Origin of the sequence: Clostridium sp. ZS2-4 (assembly GCF_026719745.1) — a bacterium.
Lineage (GTDB): Bacteria > Bacillota > Clostridia > Clostridiales > Clostridiaceae > Clostridium_H.
In genome coordinates this window covers 73687-95855 of sequence record NZ_JAPPRQ010000135.1, presented here as the reverse complement: position 1 = coordinate 95855, position 22169 = coordinate 73687, and the positions used below count along the sequence as shown (strand labels likewise).

At 29.9% G+C, this 22169-nt stretch carries 20 protein-coding genes and 1 other annotated feature; of the genes, 19 read left to right on the top strand and 1 reads right to left on the bottom strand.

What is annotated here, in order from left to right; genetic code table 11:
• The first annotated feature begins 357 nt into the window (after positions 1–357).
• The 3 genes from OIO11_RS16625 (at position 358) to OIO11_RS16615 (ending at position 4775) form a co-directional block, all read left to right on the top strand.
• On the top strand, positions 358–2610 hold the full coding sequence (locus OIO11_RS16625; RefSeq protein WP_268072587.1) for a type IA DNA topoisomerase: 2253 nt from the start codon (positions 358–360) through the stop codon (positions 2608–2610).
• 153 nt (positions 2611–2763) lie between these two features.
• On the top strand, positions 2764–4098 hold the full coding sequence (locus OIO11_RS16620; protein ID WP_268072586.1) for a DUF5050 domain-containing protein: 1335 nt from the start codon (positions 2764–2766) through the stop codon (positions 4096–4098).
• A 5-nt stretch (positions 4099–4103) separates the two neighbouring features.
• Positions 4104–4775, top strand: coding sequence for an MBL fold metallo-hydrolase (locus OIO11_RS16615; RefSeq protein ID WP_268072585.1), 672 nt, complete (start codon positions 4104–4106; stop codon positions 4773–4775).
• A gap of 49 nt (positions 4776–4824) precedes the next feature.
• Here the strand turns inward: OIO11_RS16615 and OIO11_RS16610 are convergent, their stop codons facing one another.
• Positions 4825–5898: an NAD(P)H-dependent flavin oxidoreductase gene (locus OIO11_RS16610; protein ID WP_268072584.1), complete on the bottom strand. Its 1074-nt coding sequence runs from the start codon at positions 5896–5898 to the stop codon at positions 4825–4827.
• Positions 5899–6166: 268 nt separating this feature from the next.
• Between OIO11_RS16610 and OIO11_RS16605 the strand changes: the two genes are divergently transcribed.
• The 16 genes from OIO11_RS16605 (at position 6167) to typA (ending at position 22165) form a co-directional block, all read left to right on the top strand.
• Entirely contained in the window at positions 6167–7399 is a 1233-nt protein-coding gene (locus tag OIO11_RS16605; RefSeq protein WP_268072582.1) for an EAL domain-containing protein, read from the top strand.
• A gap of 192 nt (positions 7400–7591) precedes the next feature.
• Positions 7592–8848, top strand: a complete 1257-nt coding sequence (locus OIO11_RS16600) for a replication-associated recombination protein A (protein WP_268072581.1) — start codon at positions 7592–7594, stop codon at positions 8846–8848.
• A gap of 86 nt (positions 8849–8934) precedes the next feature.
• The gene (locus OIO11_RS16595; RefSeq protein ID WP_268072580.1) at positions 8935–9366 is read left to right on the top strand and encodes an RrF2 family transcriptional regulator; all 432 of its coding nucleotides are present in this window, start codon (positions 8935–8937) and stop codon (positions 9364–9366) included.
• A gap of 5 nt (positions 9367–9371) precedes the next feature.
• A complete protein-coding gene (gene nifS, locus OIO11_RS16590) occupies positions 9372–10562 on the top strand; it encodes a cysteine desulfurase NifS (protein ID WP_268072579.1) in 1191 nt (396 codons plus the stop codon).
• A gap of 2 nt (positions 10563–10564) precedes the next feature.
• Complete coding sequence (gene nifU, locus OIO11_RS16585; protein WP_268072578.1) at positions 10565–11002, top strand: Fe-S cluster assembly scaffold protein NifU; 438 nt, start codon at positions 10565–10567, stop codon at positions 11000–11002.
• 27 nt (positions 11003–11029) lie between these two features.
• Complete coding sequence (mnmA, locus tag OIO11_RS16580; RefSeq protein ID WP_268072577.1) at positions 11030–12067, top strand: tRNA 2-thiouridine(34) synthase MnmA; 1038 nt, start codon at positions 11030–11032, stop codon at positions 12065–12067.
• Positions 12068–12243: 176 nt separating this feature from the next.
• Positions 12244–12735, top strand: a complete 492-nt coding sequence (locus tag OIO11_RS16575) for a PRC-barrel domain-containing protein (RefSeq protein WP_268072576.1) — start codon at positions 12244–12246, stop codon at positions 12733–12735.
• On the top strand, positions 12732–13766 hold the full coding sequence (locus tag OIO11_RS16570; protein ID WP_268072575.1) for an AI-2E family transporter: 1035 nt from the start codon (positions 12732–12734) through the stop codon (positions 13764–13766). Before OIO11_RS16575 ends, OIO11_RS16570 begins: the two co-directional genes overlap by 4 nt.
• Positions 13767–13850: 84 nt before the next feature.
• Positions 13851–14020, top strand: a binding site (T-box leader).
• A 62-nt stretch (positions 14021–14082) separates the two neighbouring features.
• Positions 14083–16722 (top strand): alanine--tRNA ligase, encoded by a 2640-nt coding sequence (gene alaS, locus OIO11_RS16565; RefSeq protein WP_268072574.1) that lies wholly within the window; start codon positions 14083–14085, stop codon positions 16720–16722.
• Between the two features lie 87 nt (positions 16723–16809).
• Positions 16810–17061, top strand: coding sequence for an IreB family regulatory phosphoprotein (locus OIO11_RS16560; RefSeq protein ID WP_268072573.1), 252 nt, complete (start codon positions 16810–16812; stop codon positions 17059–17061).
• 59 nt (positions 17062–17120) lie between these two features.
• Positions 17121–17528 carry a Holliday junction resolvase RuvX gene (gene ruvX / locus OIO11_RS16555; RefSeq protein WP_268072572.1) on the top strand — a complete coding sequence of 136 codons (408 nt, stop codon included), beginning with the start codon at positions 17121–17123 and terminating at the stop codon, positions 17526–17528.
• A 16-nt stretch (positions 17529–17544) separates the two neighbouring features.
• Complete coding sequence (locus tag OIO11_RS16550) at positions 17545–17796, top strand: DUF1292 domain-containing protein (RefSeq protein WP_268072571.1); 252 nt, start codon at positions 17545–17547, stop codon at positions 17794–17796.
• Between the two features lie 119 nt (positions 17797–17915).
• Positions 17916–18374: a Fur family transcriptional regulator gene (locus OIO11_RS16545; protein ID WP_268072570.1), complete on the top strand. Its 459-nt coding sequence runs from the start codon at positions 17916–17918 to the stop codon at positions 18372–18374.
• A gap of 49 nt (positions 18375–18423) precedes the next feature.
• A complete protein-coding gene (locus tag OIO11_RS16540) occupies positions 18424–20091 on the top strand; it encodes a ribonuclease J (RefSeq protein ID WP_268072569.1) in 1668 nt (555 codons plus the stop codon).
• Positions 20092–20105: 14 nt separating this feature from the next.
• Complete coding sequence (locus OIO11_RS16535; protein ID WP_268072568.1) at positions 20106–20234, top strand: hypothetical protein; 129 nt, start codon at positions 20106–20108, stop codon at positions 20232–20234.
• Positions 20235–20341: 107 nt separating this feature from the next.
• Positions 20342–22165, top strand: a complete 1824-nt coding sequence (typA, locus tag OIO11_RS16530) for a translational GTPase TypA (protein ID WP_268072567.1) — start codon at positions 20342–20344, stop codon at positions 22163–22165.
• Positions 22166–22169: the final 4 nt, after the last annotated feature.

The window sequence follows — 22169 nt, the reverse complement described above, 5'->3', positions numbered from 1 at the left end:
TTCCAAAAACTGTCTCAAGTAAGAAGTACTATACAGAAGTTTATTAAGCATATAAATAAAGTTCCTACACAAACAATAGATAGGCTATGTGTAAGAATGTAGGAACTTTAATAGAACTTATATATATGTAATAGAAGCTAAGTTTTTAAGGTTGTTTTGTTATAACTTGCGAAAAAGAGACCAATATTCTATAATAATTATCTAAATAACTTTTAGTAAGTTAAGTGTTAAAATAGTAATTCAAACAAACCTTGAGACAAAGTTTGTAATCTATCTGAAGGTTTGCTAGAATTATCCAGAGGCTTAAGGGCGATTAGCCATGGAATGAAAATAAATTTTAGATGGTGAGGCTTTTAAATGGGAAAATCGTTGTATGTTACAGAAAAACCATCTGTTGCTATGGAATTTGTAAAATTATTAAATGTAAAGGGAAATAAGGGTGATGGTTTCATAGAAGGTCAGAATGAGGTTTTTACCTGGTGTGTAGGACATATGGTAACTATGAGTTATCCAGAAGCTTATAATGAAAAGTTAAAAAAGTGGTCTTTGGATACAATTCCGTTTTTGCCTAAAGAGTACAAATATGAGATTATTTCATCGGTAGTAAAGCAATTTAATGCAGTCAAGAATCTTCTTTTAAGAGATGATATAGACATTATATATGTATGTACCGACTCAGGGAGAGAAGGAGAATATATATATAGATTAGTAGATATGATGGTGGGAGTTAAAGATAAGGTTAAAAAGAGAGTTTGGATTGATTCTCAAACTGAAGAGGAAATAAAAAGAGGAATCAAAGAAGCCAAGTTGCTTTCAGAGTATGATGCTCTTTCAGATTCTGCATATTTAAGAGCAAAAGAAGATTATTTGCTTGGAATAAACTTTTCAAGATTACTCACTTTAATATATGGTAGAACCTTATCTAATATTTTAGGAGAAGAATCTGTAGTAATAGCTGTTGGACGTGTAATGTCCTGTGTTTTAGGTATGATTGTTAGTAGAGAAATAGAAATAAGAGATTTTAAGCAAACCTCTTTTTATAAAATATCAGCTAATTTTAAAATTGATGATACTACGGATTATGATGGTGAATGGAAAGCTATTGAAGCATCTAAGTATTTTGAAACGAATTTATTATATAATGAAGGTGGATTCAAAAAACGTGAAGATGCCGAAAGTCTTATTGAAAAATTAAGCAATACAGAGGAGTGTGCAGTAATCCAGAGTATCAGTAAGAAAAAGGAGAATAAGAATCCTCCTCTATTGTTTAATCTTGCAGAGCTTCAAAATGAATGTTCTAAAAGATTTAAAATTACTCCAGATGAAACTTTAAATAAGGTTCAAAGTCTTTATGAAAAGAAAATGCTTACTTATCCTAGAACAGATGCTAGGGTGCTTTCTAAGGCAGTGGGAAAGGAAATACATAAGAATATAAAGAAATTAACTTATTTTAAAGATATGAATGAAATTAAGACAATAGCTGAGAAAATACTTAGTAAAAAAAGCTATGAAAATTTGGAAAAAACAAAATATGTGGATGACAGTAAAATTACTGATCACTATGCTATAATTCCTACTGGTGAAGGACTTGGAAATTATAATTCACTAAATAAATTAGAAAAAGATATATACAATTTAGTAGTAAGAAGATTTTTGGCCATATTTTATCCAGCTGCAAAGTATAGTAAGATACAAATAGAAACAAAAATAGGAGAAGAAAGCTTTTTTACAACAGATAAAGTATGTGTTGAAAGTGGGTATTTGGTTGTACTTAACCAGGAAAATAATGAGAGTGAAAATAAGAAGGATATGGCATTTTTGAATTCCTTAAAAAAGGGGCAAAATGTAAAAATAAACAGTATGGATATAAAGGAAGGAAAAACTTCCCCGCCAAAAAGATATACATCTGGGTCTATAATCATTGCCATGGAAAATGCTGGTAAGCTTATTGAGGATGAAGAACTGAGAGAGCAAATAAAGGGTTCAGGCATAGGAACCAGTGCTACCAGAGCTGAGATATTGAAGAAGTTAGAGAGAATAGATTACATAAAAACAAATAGAAAAACTCAGGTGTTAACTCCATCTTTAAAAGGAGAAGTAATTTATAGAGTTATAAAAGACTCTATTCCAAGTCTTTTGAACCCTAAACTAACTGCAAGCTGGGAAAAAGGACTTTCTATGGTAGCGGATAGAGCTATTACTTCAGAGGTTTTTATGGGAAAGTTGGAAATGTATGTAAAAAACAACGCGGAAAAAGTAGTTAAACATAACAATGTTATAAATACGGAATACCTAGTTTCGATAGTTAAAGAACAAAAAGGAATAGACATAGAGGAAAGCAAAATAAATGATGTGCTTGGGGTGTGCCCTATATGTAATAATGGACGAGTAGTGAGAAATAGTAAGGGATATGGCTGTGATAATTGGAAAAATGGATGTAAATTTTTTGTAGGTACTATATGTGGAGTTCAAGTATCTGTAGAACAGATTAAAAAATTGATAAAGTATGGTAGAACAGATATGATTAATGGTTTTAAATCAAAGAAAGGCAATATTTTTAGTGCTAGATTAATTATAAAAGATAAAAAAGTTGAAATGAGTTTTCAATAAAAAAATTTAATATAACATGACCAGGAAGAGATATTTCTGGTCATGTTATATTTTGAGGAATATTTGTAAAATATTATTTTTTATGATAAAATTTACAAAAAAGAGTTTGTATACTTAATTAGTATTAAAAACAAATTTTAAGGAGGAAAGACCTTGAAAAATCATTCTACTATTAAATTCATTATATTTTTTCTAATATTTAGTCTATTTTGTGGTTTCAATGAAATTGTTTATGGAGAGATTAATGAGCAAGGAAATACAAGCTCTAATATTTTAAATTTAGGATATATTAATAAAGACGGGGAATGGATATATTATTCTAATATAGCTGATGGAAGTAAATTATATAAGTCTAAGCTTAATGGTGACAATGAAACACAAATATGTGATGATATACCAAATTATATCAATGTTGCAGGGAAATGGATTTATTATTCTAATGTTAAGGATGGTTTCAAAATTTATAAAGTGAAAAAAGATGGTACAGAAAGAACTAAATTAAATAATGAGAGTTCTTTTTGGATTAATGTAATAGATAACTGGATTTATTACGGAATGAGAGAAAAAGATGGACAAAAACTGTATAAAATCAAGACGGATGGAAGTGGACAAAAAGAAATTTCAAAAAATAAAATATATGGATTGATTATAAGGGAGAATTGGATATATTATTCTAATGAATCTGATAATCATAAAATTTATAAAGTAAAGTTAGATGAAAGTGAAGAATTAAAAATAAATGATGAGGAATCTTTTTTAATCGATATAATAGGAAATGATATATATTATCAAAACTATACTAAGGGAAAGAAAATATATAAGATAGGAATAAATGGAGAAAACAATACAAAGATTAATAATGACAATTCGCAATTTGCCAATATATCAAATAAATGGATATACTATGCAAATGCAAATGAGGATTATAGATTATATAAAATCAAAATAGATGGAAGCAATAAAACTAGACTTAATAATGAATCATCAGGTGAAATAAATGTTATCGGTGAGTACATATATTATTGGGGTGGCATTGATAATGGGGAGAATAGTATAAAATTAGACCCTGGTAAATTGTATAGAATTAAAAATAATGGTAGATCTAAAGAAGTAGTTAAGATTGAAAAAGTAAATACCGATAATAAAGAAGAAAAATTAAGTATTTCAAGTAGCATTATAATTTTACTTGTTTTAGGGTTAGGTACATTTCTTGAAGTATGGAAATTAGTTTCAACATGTAATATAAACAAATTTGTGAATAATCTTCAAGGTGAAATGACTAATGAAGATGCAAAGAGGTATATTTCTTTAATTAAAAAATCAAGAATAGTAAAGAGATCTGATATATATATAGTGCTGCGACGAGGAGTTGAATTAATAAATTCTTCTTATAAGATTGATGATGAATTAAAAGAAGAATTAAAAAATACTTTAGGAAAGCGCGGAATAAGTCTATATAGTATAAAAATAACAAAAGATGCTAGGTGAAAAATATGAAAGTAGAAAAATTAGGTTCAAGAGGATATGTGTTTACATTTTTTGAATTGGTAAATTCTGAATTTAACTGTACTACTAATGTATATCTAATTGATGGTAAGAATTATTTCTTCTTATGTGATACATTTTTAGGGCCTAAATCAATGGTAGAGATAGAAAAATTTATTCATAGATACTTAAAGGAAAAAACTATAATAGTTTTTAATTCTCACTCTGATTGGGATCATATTTGGGGTAATTGCTTTTTTGAAAATTCAATGATTATTTCTCATGCAAGATGTAGAAATGATATAGAAAAGAATGCATTAGATGAGCTTAATAAATATAAACAGTATTCTCAAGGAAATGTGAACATATGTCTTCCAAATGTAACTTTTAAGGATAAAATTAATTTTATTGAAGATGAAATTGAATTTTTTTATTCTCCTGGGCATACAAATAATTCAGCTTCATGTTTGGACATGAAAGACAATGTTTTATTTGCAGGTGATAATGTTGAAAGTCCTTATCCTTATTTGACCTGTAATAATTTCAAAGTATATGAAGAAACCTTAAACAACTATTTAAAAATTAAAGCTGATTATATAATACCTGGACATGGAGAAATTACAAATTATAAGTTAGTAAGAGAAAATTTAAGGCATATAAAAGAGAGTGGTAATCTATGAACCTATATCAGTTCACAGATTACCACTCTCTTTTTCTTGGATATTTTGGTTATAGATTAGCTTCCGCTTCTGCAACCAATTCGTCCATAAGTTCTTTAACGGTTACAATTTTATCTATCTTATATGCATTAGTACCAGCAAAGACCAATGCGTTATCTATATTGCCATTAACGGCATTAATTAATGCTTTAGATATGCAATATGGAGTTTGTGCAGGATCGCAATGTTTTATGCAGGAATAGCACTTTGTTATTGAAGAATTGTTGCTATTTAAAGACTTAATAAATTCATTATTGATAGCTCTGCCTGGCATTCCAACAGGACTCTTTATTATAATAACATCCTCTTTACCAGCATTAACATATGCTTTTTTAAAATTAATATGAGCATCACACTCTTCAGTAGCCACAAATCTAGTAGCCATTTGAACCCCGGCAGCACCTATTTTAATAAGTTCTGCAATGTCATTTCCGTTAAATACTCCACCACCAGCTACTATAGGTATATGCTTATTGTATTCCTCTTCTAATGGCTTAACAACAGATAATACTTCTTTTACAATAGAATGTAAATCTTTTGCTGTAGAATTCTCTAATTCTTCTGAAGAAAAACCTAAGTGTCCGCCTGCTTTATGACCTTCAACTACAATTAAATCAGGAACATAATCGAACTTTTTCTTCCACATCCTTGTAATGACTGAAGCGGCTTTACCAGAAGATACAATAGGAGCTATTTTGGTGTTAGAACCTTTTATTAATTTAGGCAGGTCTGATGGAAGTCCAGCACCACAAATTATTAAATCAATCTTTTCTTTAACAGCAGCTAACACTAATTCTTTATAGTGAGTTGCTGCAACCATAATATTAACTCCTAAAATCCCATTGGGACTTAATTTCCTGGCTTTTTGTATTTCCTTTTTTAAAGCTCTTATATTTGCATTAAGAGTATTTGTTTCAAAATCCTCTTCTTTATAACCAATTTGTACTCCGGAAATAACCCCTATACCGCCTGCGTTTGCAACTGCTGATGCTAAGGAAGAGAGAGAAATTCCAATTCCCATTCCTCCTTGAATAATAGGAAGCTTAGCGGTTAATTCACCTATTTTTAAAGGTGGTAAGTTCATGCTATCTACTCCTTTTTATATCTGATATTAATACTTTGATGTACAAAATATTTGATAATCAAAGTATAGGAGATAAATAAGTGTATGTCAATAAAAAGTTCTACCTATTGAAGTATACAGTTAAAATCAGTATTATAATTTATAAATATAATCATGTATTAAATTTATTTTTTAAAGGATTATAGTATAATATAATTATTATAATAATTTATTATAATTGATATGTTTAGTATAATTAATATTATCTACAAAGGAAGGCGGGCTATTCATGGATAACAAAATAAATATAAAAAATGTTATAAAAGATAAGAATTTAGAAATTTGTTTTGAACCTGTAGTATCAGTAATAAAGCAATCAATTATAGGTTTTGAGGTTAACAGTATAGGATGTAAACAAGGAAATAACATTATTGCAATAGAAAGTCTTGTAAAATATGCAGCAGAAGAGGATGTTGCTATTGATTTAGATAGACTTTATAGAGAAAAAGCAGTTGAAAAATTTACAAAGATTTATGAAGAAAATAAGGAAATGCTTTTATTCCTTAATATTAATGCATCTGTAATTTCTAAATTTGTTGGTTCAGGAATTATTATGGAGTTAGTTAATGAGTTTAACATTAACCCTAGAAATGTTGTTTTAGAAATTGTAGAGGATAATGTTAAAGATGTAGAAAGCCTAAAGAAATTTATCAATGTTTACAGAAGTAAAGGGTTTTTAGTAGCTTTAAGTGATATTGGATATGGATTTGCAAATTTAGATAAGATATCCTATGTTGAACCGGATATTATTAAGATAAGTGGGGCAATAACTGAAAATATTGAAGATGATTATTATAAGCAAGAAATTTTTAAATCATTAATAAACTTATGTAAGAGTATCGGTGCCTTGGTGGTTGGGGATGGTATGGAAAATCATCAGCAAGCTTTATCTGTAATAGAATTAGGTGCAGATATGATTCAAGGAAAGTATTTTGGAAATTGCAAGGAAATTGATGATGATTTTATCAATGCAGCAAAAAATAAAGTTCAAGATGCAGCTAAACAATATGAAAATTATATGATAGATAAAATAAATTTAGAAAAGTCAAAACATAAGGGATATGAAGTTATAATGGATAATGTTTTAGGAGAATTATCAAAGAGAACGGAAAAAGAGTTTAATGAAATGCTGCAAAGTGTTATTGGAGATAATGAGGTCTTTGAATGTATATATGTACTGAATGACAAAGGGGTTCAAGTAAGTGATACGGTTACATATTACAAAAATATGCTTCATCAAAAAGCTCTTATATTCCATCCAGCAGAGAAAGGTACAAATCATTCTTTGAAAAAATATTATTATTTTTTAAAGAATATGGGGCTTAATAAATATATAACTGAACCTTATGTATCTTTGGCAACAGGAAATCTATGTACAACAATATCCTCAGTATTTGAAAGTGCAGATAATAAAAAATATATATTATGTATAGATTTTAATCCAAATCATATAACTATTTGATAGTGTATATATTGCAATTACCAATGTTCATTATTGAATGATCAATTTATGAAAAAACTTCAATAAAGTTTTAATAGAAGGAATAGTATTTATTGCAACTTATATATAATAAAGTCAGCAAATTTTGCTGACTTTATTATTGTACCGCAAAAATAAATATACTTAATTTATAAAATGAAGGTAGGGGTTATAATGGATTTATTTGATCTTGCAATGAGCAAGAACAATGTTAAAAAGCCTTTGGCAGAAAAAATGAGACCGCGAAATTTAGATGAATTTATTGGGCAAAAACATATAATAGGTAAAGGGAAATTGCTAAGACGGCTTATAGAAAGTGATAATTTAACTTCAATTATTCTATTTGGACCTCCAGGAGTAGGCAAGACTACTTTAGCTTATATAATATCTTTGGATACAAAGTGTGAATTTATTAAATTAAATGCTACTACTCTAGGTGTAAAAGAAATAAGGGAGTATATAAAAAAAGGAGAAGAAGCATTAAAATTTTATGGCAGAAGAACAATATTCTTTGTGGATGAAATTCATGCTTTGAAAAAAGGTTCTCAGCAGGATGCACTTTTGGAGGCAGTTGAAAAAGGAAATGTAATTTTAATTGGTGCTACAACTGAAAATCCTTATTTTGAAATTAATAGAGCACTTTTGAGTAGATCTAAGATATTCCAGCTTGAAGAGTTAAAAGAAGCGGATATTTCAGAAATTTTATTATTGTCTTTAAAGGATAAAGAGAGAGGTTATGGTAATTTAAAGATAAAAATATATGATGATAGTATCAAACTTATTTCAAGGCTATCTGGAGGAGATGCAAGAAGTGCTATTAATACTCTTGAGTTAGCAGTGCTGTCAACTCCTAAAAATGAGGAAGGCGTAATAATTATAGATAAAAATGTAGTAAAGGAATGTATACAAAAGCCAGTAATAAATTATGATTCCAGTGGGGATAGTCATTATGATATTACATCAGCTTTTATTAAAAGCATTAGAGGTTCGGATGCAGATGCGGCCTTATATTGGTTTGGTAGGATGATTGTTGGTGGAGAGGATCCAAGATTTATTGTAAGAAGACTTATTGTGCATGCATCAGAGGATATAGGAATGAAAGATCCCAATGGTATGTTAATAGCTCATGCTGCTTGGAATGCTTTGGAAACTGTGGGGATGCCTGAGGCAAGAATACCTATTGCACAGGCAATAATATATCTTTCAAAAGCAAACAAGTCCAATGCTGTTCTAAAAGCTGTAGACAGTGCAATTGAAGACGCTAAAAAGAATCAATTTAGAGTTCCACCCCATTTGAGAGATACGCATTATATAGGGGCAAAAGACATGGGCAGTGTGGGGTATAAGTATCCTCATGATTACATTGGAAACTATGTAGAACAAGAGTACTTTCCTAAAGAAATGAAGAAAAAAATATATTATAAAGAGTAGTAATTAAAGTTGACAAACATGGTGGGATTTGATAATATTATGAAGAAAGCATAGCAAAGCACTCGGAATTAAAGAGGAGTGATTAAATGAAATTATCTACTAAAGGAAGATATGGTGTTAGAGCTATGGTAGATTTAGCGATACATTATGGTGAGGCACCGGTATCTATAAAAATCATATCTGAGAGACAGGGAATATCAGAGAGCTATTTAGAACAGCTTTTTTCGCCACTGAGAAAGGCTAAACTTATAAAAAGTGTTAGAGGTGCTCAGGGTGGTTATATATTAAATAAAGAACCTAAAGATATTACAGCATCAGATATTATTGAGGTATTGGAAGGACCCATAGAGATCTCCTCATGTGTTGATGAAGGGGTATGCAGCAATAGTAATATTGAATGCTGTTCAACAAGACTTCTTTGGGAAAAGATAAAAAAGAGTATTGATGATGTGACTAAAACGGTTACACTGCAGGATTTGGCAGATGATTATAAAAAAATGATAAAAGATAAGGAGTGAATAAAATGACAAAAAAAGTTTATATGGATTATTCAGCAACTACATATACAAAGCCTGAAGTATTGGAAGAAATGCTTCCTTACTTTACTCAAAGCTTTGGTAATCCATCATCATTGTATACTTTATCAGATTTAAATAAAAAAGCTATATATACAGCAAGAGAAAGAGTAGGAAATGCTATAAATGCAGAAAAAGATGAAATTTATTTTACAGCAGGTGGCTCAGAAGCAGATAACTGGGCCATAAAAGGTATAGCTTATGCTCATAAAAGCAAAGGCAACCATATAATTACTACTAATATTGAACATCATGCTGTTTTAAATACATGTAAGTTCCTGGAAAACAATGGATTTGAAGTTACTTACTTGCCAGTGAATGAAGAAGGGTTAGTAAGTGTAGAAGATGTAGAGAAGGCTATTAAAGATAACACTATTTTGGTTTCTATAATGTTTGCAAATAACGAAATAGGGGCTATACAGCCAATAAAAGAAATTGGAGAAATATGTAGAGAAAAGAAGGTTTTATTCCATACAGATGCAGTTCAAGCTATAGGACATGTGCCAATAGATGTAAAAGACATGCACATTGATTTGCTTTCTATGGCGGCACATAAATTTTATGGGCCTAAGGGAGTAGGTGCTCTTTATATAAGAAGAGGAATAAGACTAGAAAACTTAATTCATGGAGGCGGACAGGAAAGAAATAAAAGAGCAAGTACTGAAAATGTTCCAGGAATTGTTGGAATGGGTAAGGCTATTGAATTGGCTGTTTTAAATATGAATGAGGAAAATGAAAAATTAAAAAGATATAGAGATAAACTTATAAAACAATTTTTAGATAGAGTACCTTATGCAAAATTAAATGGACCTACAGGAGATAATAGATTGCCGGGCAATGTTAATATTAGTTTTGTTGGAGTGGAAGGAGAAACTTTATTGTTAGATTTAGATGATAAAGGGATATATGCTTCAACAGGAAGTGCTTGTGCTTCTGGTGATTTATCAGCATCTCATGTACTTTTAGCAATAGGATTGTCTCATGGCGTAGCTCACGGTTCTTTAAGATTGAGCTTGGGAGAAGGAACAACAGAAGAAGATGTGGATTATGCTATTGAAGTAATACCAGAAATAATAAATAGAAGAAGAGAAATGTCACCATATTGGGAGCAATTTCTTATTGAGAAAGGAGAAAAATAATTATGTATACAGAAAAAGTTATGGATCATTTTAGAAATCCTAGAAATGTTGGAGAAATTGAAAATCCAAGTGGAGTTGGTGAAGTTGGTAACCCACAATGCGGGGATATAATGAAAATATATTTAGAAGTTGAAAACAATATAATTACTGATGTTAAATTTAAGACTTTCGGCTGTGGTTCTGCAATAGCTTCCTCAAGTATGGCTACTGAACTTGTAAAAGGAAAGACTTTAGAAGAGGCTTGGGGATTGAGTAATAAAGCAGTTGCAGAAGCATTGGATGGACTTCCACCAGTTAAGATGCACTGTTCAGTTCTTGCAGAAGAAGCTATTCATAAGGCAATAAATGATTTCAGAATAAAAAATGGGCTTGAACCATGGGAAACAAAAAATCATTCAGAGCACATTCATGATCATGTACATGGACATGATCATGAATAGTTGCAATTATAAATAATAGGTGATGAGATGAAGAAAAAGGTAGCAATTGGATTAAGTGGAGGAGTAGATAGCTCTGTTGCAGCATATCTCTTAAAAGAGCAGGGGTATGATGTTATAGGAGTAACTCTTCGTTTGTGCTCAGAAGTAGATGTTGCAGAGGATGCAAAAAAAGTTGCTGAAATGTTGGATATTCCTCACTATATCCTGGATTTAAGAGATGATTTCAAAGAAAATGTAATTGATTATTTTGCAGATGAATATATGAATGGAAGAACCCCTAATCCTTGTGCTGTCTGTAATAAAAAAATAAAGTTTGGCACAATGCTGGATAAGGCTAAAGAGTTAGGTGCAGAATATATTGCTACAGGTCATTATGCGAGAATAGAGGAGCATAATGGAAGGTATATAATTGCTGCCGCAGAAGATCAGAAAAAGGATCAAACTTATATGTTATATAGCCTAAGCCAAGAAGTTTTAAAGCATATTTTAATGCCTTGTGGAGAATATTCTAAGGATGAAATAAGAAGAAAAGCTAAGGAAATCGGACTAGAGGTGCATAACAAAAAGGATAGTATGGAAATATGCTTTATTCCAGATAATAATCATGGTGAGTATATTAAAAATCTAACTAATGGAAAAGTAAAAAGAGGAAACTTTATTGATAAAAACGGCAAAGTATTGGGTCAGCATAAAGGAATAATTAATTATACTATTGGACAAAGAAAAGGTTTAGGCTTAGCTTTAGGAGAACCTGTATTTGTAATTGATATATTACCCAAAACAAATCAGGTTGTAGTTGGAAAAGAAGAGGAGATATTTAAAACCTCTTTGATTGCAAAGGACATAAATTTTATTCCTTTTGAAAAACTAGAGAATCCGATGGAGGTAGAAGCCAAAATAAGATATTCTATGTCAAGAAGTAAAGCTACTATCAGTCCACTGGAAGATGGCAAAGTAAAAGTTCAGTTTGAAAATAAGCAGCGAGCAATTACTAAAGGGCAGTGTGTAGTTTTTTATTCACAAGATATTCTTATTGGCGGTGGAACAATTGAAGCTGTTATTTAATAAAACCAATAAGAAAGAATATTAAAAAAAATGTGTATCTATAAAAAGAGGTGAAATTTAGTTAATCTGAATTTTATCTCTTTTTTATAATAATAAAAACTCGATTATAATAGGTAATATATTTAGTATAATAGGAAATACTATGCATATATGTTTTTGCTAGAATGGAGTATGATATGTATAGAAGTAAAGATTTTTTACTAATGGAAGTAGTGGACATAAAAGGTAAAAAAATAGGTTTTATAAAAGATATTTTAATTGATTTTAATGAAGGCTTTGTTATAGGATTTAATATATCCTCGTATAATTTATTTCATAAAAGTGTAAATGTTTTAAAAAAAGATATTATATCTTTTAATAACAATATGATAATCAAAAAGAATTTTAGAGAGGAAAGGCTTGAATTTTTCACTTTAAAAGGCATAGATGTTTTAGACAGGTGTGGGGATGTAATTGGTATTATGGAAGATATAATTTTTGATAACTTTAGTTTTGAAATTATTGGAGTGGTTGTTTCAAAGGGGTTAATTGCTAATTTCATCAATGGGAAAAAAATATTTTTGACTAAGGAGTTAATATTAGGAGAAAAAAATATTTTGTATTATGGGAAAAACAGTAAAATGAATTTTAAAACGATGCCTCACGATATTGTAGGTACGAACGGATGAAGCTAAATAGAAGTTTAAAAAATAAATCAATAAAAAATGCAGTATATTTATTTATAATCGTGAGTTGTATTTTTATTATTTCAAGGATATCCATATTAAAAGAAATAATTTCTCTATTATTAATATCATTTATTATAGCGTATAGTCTAAAACCACTTCAAAAAATACTGATTAAAAAAGGGATAAAACCTAAATATTCTGCAGCATTACTTATATCAGGGTTATTTCTGGGGATTATTATTATTTTTACAATTTTAGTACCGTCAATATTGAAAGAAAGTTCAAATATAGGTAATACCATTGAAGAATTCGGCAAATATTTTGAAAGCTTGTACCATAGATTAAAACCAACAGGTAATAATAAAATAATATATACTCTTTTTAACGCAGTTAATAGTAAGATTAATAAAAGTTTTATAAGTTTATTTAATAAAATATTGGAATTTGGAGCTGAAATTAGTGAGAATATATTAGCATATTTTATAATTCCCATAATTGTATATTATTTTTTGTGTGATAGTGAGTATTTAAAAGGTAAAGTTTTACTTTTATGTCCATTAAAAAGTAGAGAAATAATAAAGAAAATAAATAAGGATATAGATAAAATTTTAGGAAGATACATAGTAAGTCAGTTTTTGTTATGTACACTTATAACTATGGTAACATTCGCAATATTAATATTTGTAGGAGTAAAATTTCCAGTTATTTTATCTATACTAAATGGAGTCTTTAATATTATACCTTATTTTGGTCCAATATTTGGAGCAATACCGTGCATTCTAGTAGCTTTTTTGACATCACCTAAAACCGCTTTATATGCTACAGCATGGTTGTATGTAATTCAATTTGTAGAGGGAAATATAATTTCACCTAAAGTTACAGGAGATAGTGTGAGCATACATCCTGTAGGGGTTATAATAATTTTGCTTATAGGTGAGAAAGTTGGGGGATTTTTAGGAATGGTTTTAGCTGTACCTATAAGTGTTATAATTAAAGTTATATATGAAGATTTAAATTATTATTTATTTTGATATATTATGTCAATATTATAGTTATTATATTGACATAAATACTATTTTTTCTTATAATCATTATATCGTAATTACAAATGAATATATAAGGCAGTGACGAGAATGAGTAAATATTGTGTTTTATTCAGAGAGGAAGTGGATGGTGTAAACTTCTTAAAACAGATATTGAAGCTATCTAAGAGCCGTTATTTTTGAGTGATATATAGTGTTATATATAATTAGGGTGGTACCGCGGAAAAACTTTCGTCCCTTACTTGTAAGGAATGAGAGTTTTTTGTTTTACAAAAAATTAGTATTGAGTATGGAGGAAATGAAAATGGAAAAGATGGGATTAAACCAGATAAGAGAAGCGTATTTGAAATTTTTTGAAAGTAAGGAACATTTAAGATTAGATAGTTTCTCATTAGTTCCTAAAAATGATAAAAGTTTATTGCTAATAAATGCAGGAATGGCACCTTTAAAACCTTATTTCACAGGACTGCAAACTCCGCCGAGAAAAAGAATTACAACATGCCAAAAATGCATAAGAACTGGAGACATTGAAAATGTAGGAAAGACTTCAAGACATGGTACTTTCTTTGAGATGCTTGGAAATTTTTCTTTTGGAGATTATTTCAAAAATGAAGTTATTCCTTGGGCATGGGAATTTGTTACAGAAGTTTTGAAATTACCAAAAGAAAAACTATATGTAACTATATACTTAGATGATGATGAGGCTTATGAATTATGGACTTCAAAGACAGATGTTAATCCTAAACATATATTTAGGTTAGGTAAAGAAGATAACTTCTGGGAACATGGAGTTGGTCCTTGTGGACCATGTTCTGAAATACATTTTTATAAAGATGAGGGAGAAATAGTATCAGCTGAAGATTTTGTTGAAAAATCAGATGCAGATAGAGCTGTTGAATTTTGGAATTTGGTTTTCACACAATTTGATAAAGATGAAGATGGAAATTATAATAGATTACAGTTTCCTAATATTGATACAGGTATGGGACTTGAAAGAATGGCTACAATTATGCAGGGCGTAGATACTATTTTTGAAGTAGATACTATAAAAAGCGTTCTTGATAAAACATCGGAATTAGCAGGAACTAAGTATGGAGAAAATAGAACTAAAGATATTTCTCTTAGAATAATAACAGATCACATTAGAAGTGTTACATTCATGATAAGTGATGGCGTTCTTCCTTCTAATGAAGGTAGAGGATATGTTCTAAGAAGATTGCTTAGAAGAGCTGCAAGACATGGTAGACTTCTTGGAATAAAAGATGTTTTTTTGAATAAAATAGTAGATACTGTAGTGGAAAATTCAGTAGTTGCTTATTCAGAAATTAAAGAAAAAAAGGATTACATTAAAAAAATTATATCTATAGAAGAAGAAAGATTTAGTGAAACTATAGATTCAGGAATGGAAATACTAGTAAGCTATATAGGTGAAATTCAAAAGGAAAATAAAAAAATATTATCTGGAGATAAAGTATTTAAATTATATGATACATATGGATTTCCAGTTGAGTTAACACAGGAGATTTTGGAAGAAAAAGAAATAAGTGTAGATTTAGATGGATTCAATGAAGAAATGAAAATGCAAAGAGAAAGAGCAAGAGCAGCAAGAGAAAAAAGTACTTATATGGGAACAGATGTAGGGGTTCTTGATACAATACCTGCTGAAATTGAAACTACATTTGATGGGTATAATAATTTAGAATTAAATTCTAAAGTTATGTCTATAATTAAAGAAGATGAATTTGCATCTTCTATTGGAGAAGGAGAAAAAGGTATTATTGTTACAGAAGTTACACCTTTCTATGCTGAAATGGGAGGACAGATAGGTGACAAAGGTACAATTTATACTGACGCCTTTATTGCTAAGGTTCAAGATTGCAAAAAGAATATTGGAGGAAAAATAGTTCATTTTGTAGAGGTACAAAAGGGCAGTATAAGTTTGGAAGAAGAGGTAACACTTAAGGTTGATGAAAAGAGAAGAGAAAATATTGCAAAAAATCATAGTGCTACACATATACTTCATGCAGCGCTACGTGAAGTAATTGGAGATCATGTTAATCAATCAGGATCATATGTTGATGAGGAAAGATTAAGATTTGACTTCACACATTTTACAGCGGTTACTCAAGAAGAGATAAAACAAATTGAAGATCTTGTAAATAAAGAAATAATGGAAATTCATGATGTTGATACTAAAACTATGACCTTAGAAGAAGCAAGAGAATCAGGAGCGATAGCTCTATTTGATGAAAAATATGGAAATAAAGTTAGAGTTGTAAATATAGGCGATTTCAGTACAGAACTTTGTGGTGGAACACATATTAATAATTCTGGTAAGATAGGATTATTTAAAATTTTATCTGAAAGTGGAATTGCTGCTGGAATAAGAAGAATAGAAGCTGTAACAGGAGAAAACGCATTGAGATTTGTAGATAAGAAAAATGAAATTTTAAAAGAAATTGCTCAAACTCTTAAGTGTTCAGAAAAAGAAATACTTAATAAATTAACTCAACAATTAAATGAGCTAAAAGATAAAGATAAAGAAATTACTGGATTGAAAGCTAAGCTTGCAAGTGGTTCAGAAAATGAAATATTGGAAAATGTTAAAGAAATAAATGGTGTAAAATATACTGCAGCAACATTAAAGGACATAGATGGAGATGCCTTAAGAGATTTAGCTGATAAGATTAAGGATAAAATGGGCAGTGGTCTAGTTGTTCTTGGAAGTACAAGTGGAGAAAAAGTTCAGTTTATTGCAGTGGCTACAAAAGATATTTTGGCTAAAGGTGTTCATTGTGGTAAAATTGTAAAAGAAGTTGCCAAAATAGCTGGCGGCGGCGGTGGTGGAAGGCCAGATATGGCGCAAGCTGGAGGTAAAAACCCTAAAAAACTTGATGAAGCAATAAAATATGTTGGAAAAATTATGGAAGATTTAGTAAAATAGTATACTTTTTATTAGATTTAGTTTATAATAAGCTTAAAGTAAATAAGTATTCTGAACTGCATATCTAAAAAGAGAGGTGAAGCAGTTATGAACAACGAAAATACTATGCAATTCGACATTCAAAAAAATAAAAAAGATTTAACAAGAACAATTTTAAATCAAGTAAATCATTCTTTGGAAGAGAAAGGATATAATCCTCTTAATCAATTAGTTGGATACTTGATTTCGGGGGATCCTACTTATATTACTAATTATAATGGAGCTAGAGCACTGATAAGAAAATTAGAAAGAGATGAAATTCTTGAAGAGGTTCTGAAAGCTTATTTATCAATTAAATAAAAATGCCCTTTTGGGCATTTTTATTTTAACATTACACATAATATACAAGGAGAAGCTTTATGAGAATCTTAGGCTTAGATGTTGGGGATAAAACAATTGGAGTTGCAGTAAGTGATCCATTAGGATTTACTGCTCAAGGAATAACTACAATTAGGAGAAGGAATATAGACTATGATATACAAGAATTAAGTAAAATATGTGCAGAGTATGGTGTAGAAACTATAGTTTGTGGGTTGCCTAAAAATATGAATGGTACAATAGGTGTTCAAGGAGAAAAAGTTATTGAGTTTTGTGAAATAATAAAACAAAATATAGAAATGCCATTAAAAATGTGGGATGAAAGACTTACTACCGCAGCCGCGCATAGAGCAATGCTTGAAGCTGATTTGTCTAGAGCTAAGCGAAAAAAAATAGTCGACAAGATGGCTGCAGTGTATATTTTACAGGGATATTTAGATAGTTTATAATAAGGGAGCGATAACAATGGAAAATGATTTTAATACAATCGTATTAAGAGATGAAGATAATAATGAAGTTGAATTTGAATTAATAATGAAATTTGATATAGAAGATAAAAAATATGTAATAGTTACTCCAGTAGAAGATGAGGAATATGAAGCTATAGCTTTCAGAATAGATGAGGATACTTTTGTAACTATAGAAGATGATGAAGAATTTAGAATGGTTACAGAAGCATATGAAACTTTAAGTTTAGAAAGAGATGCACAAAATTAAGCAACTAGTATGGAATTCAATAATGATTATCAATTGACAAAACTATAAAATAATATTAAACTAAATGTAGATGTAAATCTTGAAATAGTGAGCATGTTTATTAAAAGTGAGGTTTTATGATGTCTAAAGTATCTCCAACACAGATTGAAAAAATAAAAGAAAAATTAAAGTTGAAAGGTTATAAATTGACACCACAAAGGAGAGCTATAGTAAATAAGGTCATTGAAAAAAAAGGAAATCATCTTACTGCTGAAGAATTATATGATCTTGTAAAAGTAGAGTGTCCTGAAATTGGTTTAGCGACAGTATATAGAACTATTCAGTTATTGGAGGAAATTGGTGTAATTTATAAATTAAATCTTGATGATGGATGTAATAGATATGAACTAGTCAATGAAGATGAGATACATCAACATCACCATTTGATATGTACTAAATGTGGAAATGTTATTGAAGTAGAAGGTGACTTGCTTGATTCAATAGAAAAAAAGGTTGAAGAGAAATATAAATTTAAAATAGAAAACCATAGTGTTAAATTTTTTGGAATTTGTGATGAATGTTTTAAAAAATTAAAATAAATTAATTACAATACTTGTTAACTAAAAAATAAAAAAGGAGGGTAGGGTATTGAGAAGAGAAAAAGATAAAATAAATATTATTCCTTTAGGTGGGTTGAACGAAGTAGGTAAGAATCTAACAGCTATTGAATACAAAAATGAAATAGTGGTTATTGATTGCGGACTTAGTTTTCCAGATGATGAGATGTTAGGTATCGATGTGGTTATACCGGATGTAGGGTATTTGGTTAAAAATAGTGCGAAAATTAAAGGTATATTTTTAACTCATGGACATGAAGATCACATCGGTGCTCTGCCTTATGTTTTAAAAGAATTGAATGTACCAGTATACGGAACAAAACTAACTTTAGGCATAGTAGAGAATCGATTAAAAGAAAATGGACTTTTAAGTTCTAGTAAACTATGTAAAATACAACCTAAAGATATAGTTAAACTTGAAAATATGTCTATTGAATTTATTAGAACTAGTCATAGTATTGCTGATTCAGTTGCAATAGCTATTCATACACCTCTAGGTATTATTCTACATACAGGGGACTTTAAAATTGACTATACACCTATTGATGGTCAGGTTGCTGACTTGGCTAGATTTGCTGAATTAGGTAAAAAAGGTGTTATAGTTATGATGGCTGATAGTACAAATGTTGAAAGAGCTGGTTACACCATGTCTGAAAGAACTGTTGGGGAAGCTTTTGAAAATATATTTTCAAAAGCAGACGGTAGAATAATAGTTGCTACTTTTGCTTCAAATGTTCATAGAATTCAGCAAATAATTTCTGCATCATCTAAATTTGGAAAAAAAGTTGCAGTTTCAGGCAGAAGCATGGAGAATATTGTTAATGTTGCATCAGAACTTGGTTACCTGAAATATGAAGAGGGAACTTTAATCAGTATAGATGATATTAAAAAATATCCTAACAATAAGATTACTATTATCACTACAGGAAGCCAAGGAGAGCCAATGTCTGCTCTTTCTAGAATGGCATCTTCTGATCATAAAAAAGTTAATATCGTTAAGGGAGATATGGTAATTATTTCAGCAACTCCCATACCTGGAAACGAGAAATTAGTTTCAAAGGTAATTAACCAGTTGTTTAAACAAGGTGCCAATGTTATATATGAAGCACTTGCAGATGTTCACGTTTCAGGGCATGCATGTCAAGAGGAATTAAAATTAATGCATACACTTGTAAAACCTAAATTTTTCATACCAGTACATGGAGAATATAGAATGTTAAAACAACATAGTGATTTGGCTGTTAAGCTAGGATTACCGGAGAAAAACGTTATTATAGCTGATAATGGTGAAGTGATTGAAATTACTAGAGAATATATCAAGAAAAGTGGTACTGTGTCATCAGGAAAGGTATTTGTTGATGGACTAGGTGTTGGTGATGTTGGAAATATTGTTTTAAGAGATAGAAGGCATCTTTCACAAGATGGTATACTTACAGTAGTTGTTACTATTGCTAGAGATAGTGGAAAGGTAATAGCAGGACCAGATATAATTTCTAGAGGTTTTGTATATGTAAGAGAGTCTGAAGATTTAATGGAAGAAGCTAGACTTATAGTTAGAGATGCCTTAAGAGAGTGTGAAGAAAAGTGCATTACCGAATGGGCAGTTATAAAGTCAAAAGTAAAAGAAGTTCTTAGAATGTTCCTATACGAAAAAACTAAGAGAAAACCAATGATACTTCCAATAATCATGGAGATATAAGTGATTGTGGTGTTATGAAGGAGAAATATCTAGACATACTATGGGAAGATATAATCAAAATATTAAATGAAGTTGTAGACGTAGATATTTTTCTAGATAAAAAAAGTAAGTTTTTTACAAATGTTGACTTTTTAAACTTATAATATTAGAATAAGTATGATAAGTGTAAGATTGGATACTAAAAAGTATCCAATTTTTATTTGTGTATTAAATAATTTACGATATAGTGTAAAAATATGGAGGAAATTAAATGGAATTATTTACAAGAAACGATATAAGAAACATTGCAATTATTGCCCATGTTGACCATGGTAAAACTACTTTAGTAGATGCGATGTTAAAGCAAAGTCATGTTTTTAGAGAAAATGAAAAAGTAGAAGAAAGAGTTATGGATTCAAATGATTTAGAGAAAGAAAGAGGTATAACAATACTTTCTAAGAATACGGCTGTCTCATACAATGGTGTTAAGATAAATATAGTTGATACACCTGGACATGCCGATTTTGGTGGAGAGGTTGAGCGTGTATTAAAAATGGTAGATAGCGTTTTTTTAGTTGTTGATGCTTACGAAGGTGCTATGCCTCAAACTAAATTTGTACTAAAAAAGGCTTTAGAATTACATTTAAAACCTATAGTTTTAATTAACAAGATTGATAAACCTAATGCAAGACCAGAAGAAGTTATTGATGAAGTATTTGATTTGTTTGTTGAATTAGGAGCCGATGATGAGCAACTTGATTTTCCAATAATATATGCATCTGCAAAAGGTGGATATGCAAAGAAAGAATTAGGTGACCCAGATGAAAATATGGAACCTTTGTTTGACGCTATAATAAAAAATGTAAAGGCTCCAACAGGATATTTAGATAAACCACTTCAACTATTAGTTACAACAATTGATTATAATGAATACGTAGGAAGAATTGGTATAGGAAAGATTGAAAGAGGAAGTATTTCTAAAAATCAACAAATAACTGTAATAGGTAGAGATGGTTCTAAAAAGAATATTAAGGTTTCAAATCTATATGTATATAATGGATTAAAAAGGGAAGAAGTAGATAAAGCACAACTTGGTGATATAGTTGCTGTTGCAGGTATACCAGATGTTAATATTGGAGAGACTATAGCTGATACGGCTTGCCCAGAAGCCATACCTTTTGTAGATATTGATGAGCCTACATTAAGTATGTATTTCATGGTTAATAACTCACCATTAGCAGGACAAGAAGGAGATTATGTAACTTCTAGACAGGTAAGAGATAGACTGTTTAAGGAATTAGAGACAAATGTAAGTCTAAAAATTGAAGAGACAGATTCAGCAGATTCTTTTAAAGTAAGTGGTAGAGGAGAATTACATCTTTCAATCTTAATTGAAACTATGAGAAGAGAAGGATATGAATTTCAGGTATCTAAACCATCTGTTATATTTCATGAAGAGAATGGTGTAAAACTTGAGCCTATTGAGTATTTAACTATTGATGTGCCTGAGGAATTTATGGGAGTAGTTATGGAAAAATTAGGACCTAGAAAAGCAGAAATGGTAAATATGACTTCGGCTGTTAATGGATATACAAGATTAGAATTCACAATACCAGCTAGAGGATTAATAGGATTTAGAAATGAATTTATGACTGATACAAAAGGTAATGGTATAATGAATCATATATTCCATAGTTATGAGCCTTATAAAGGGGATATACCTGAGAGAACAAGAGGTTCTATTGTAGTTTTTGAAGCTGGTGAGGCTGTAACTTACGGGTTGTTTAATGCCCAAGAGAGAGGTAGATTATTTATTACACCAGGAACTAAAGTTTATGAAGGAATGATAGCTGGAGAATCTTCAAGAGCAGAAGATATAGATGTAAATGTATGTAAGAAAAAGCAGTTAACTAATACAAGATCATCAGGTGCTGATGATGCGTTGAAACTTGTTCCAGCAGTTCAGATGAGTTTGGAACAATGCATTGAGTTTATTGCTTCGGATGAATATGTTGAGATAACACCTGAAAATATAAGAATGAGAAAAAGTATATTAGATGCTACTGAAAGAAAGAGAGCTTCGAGAAAAAAATAATTAT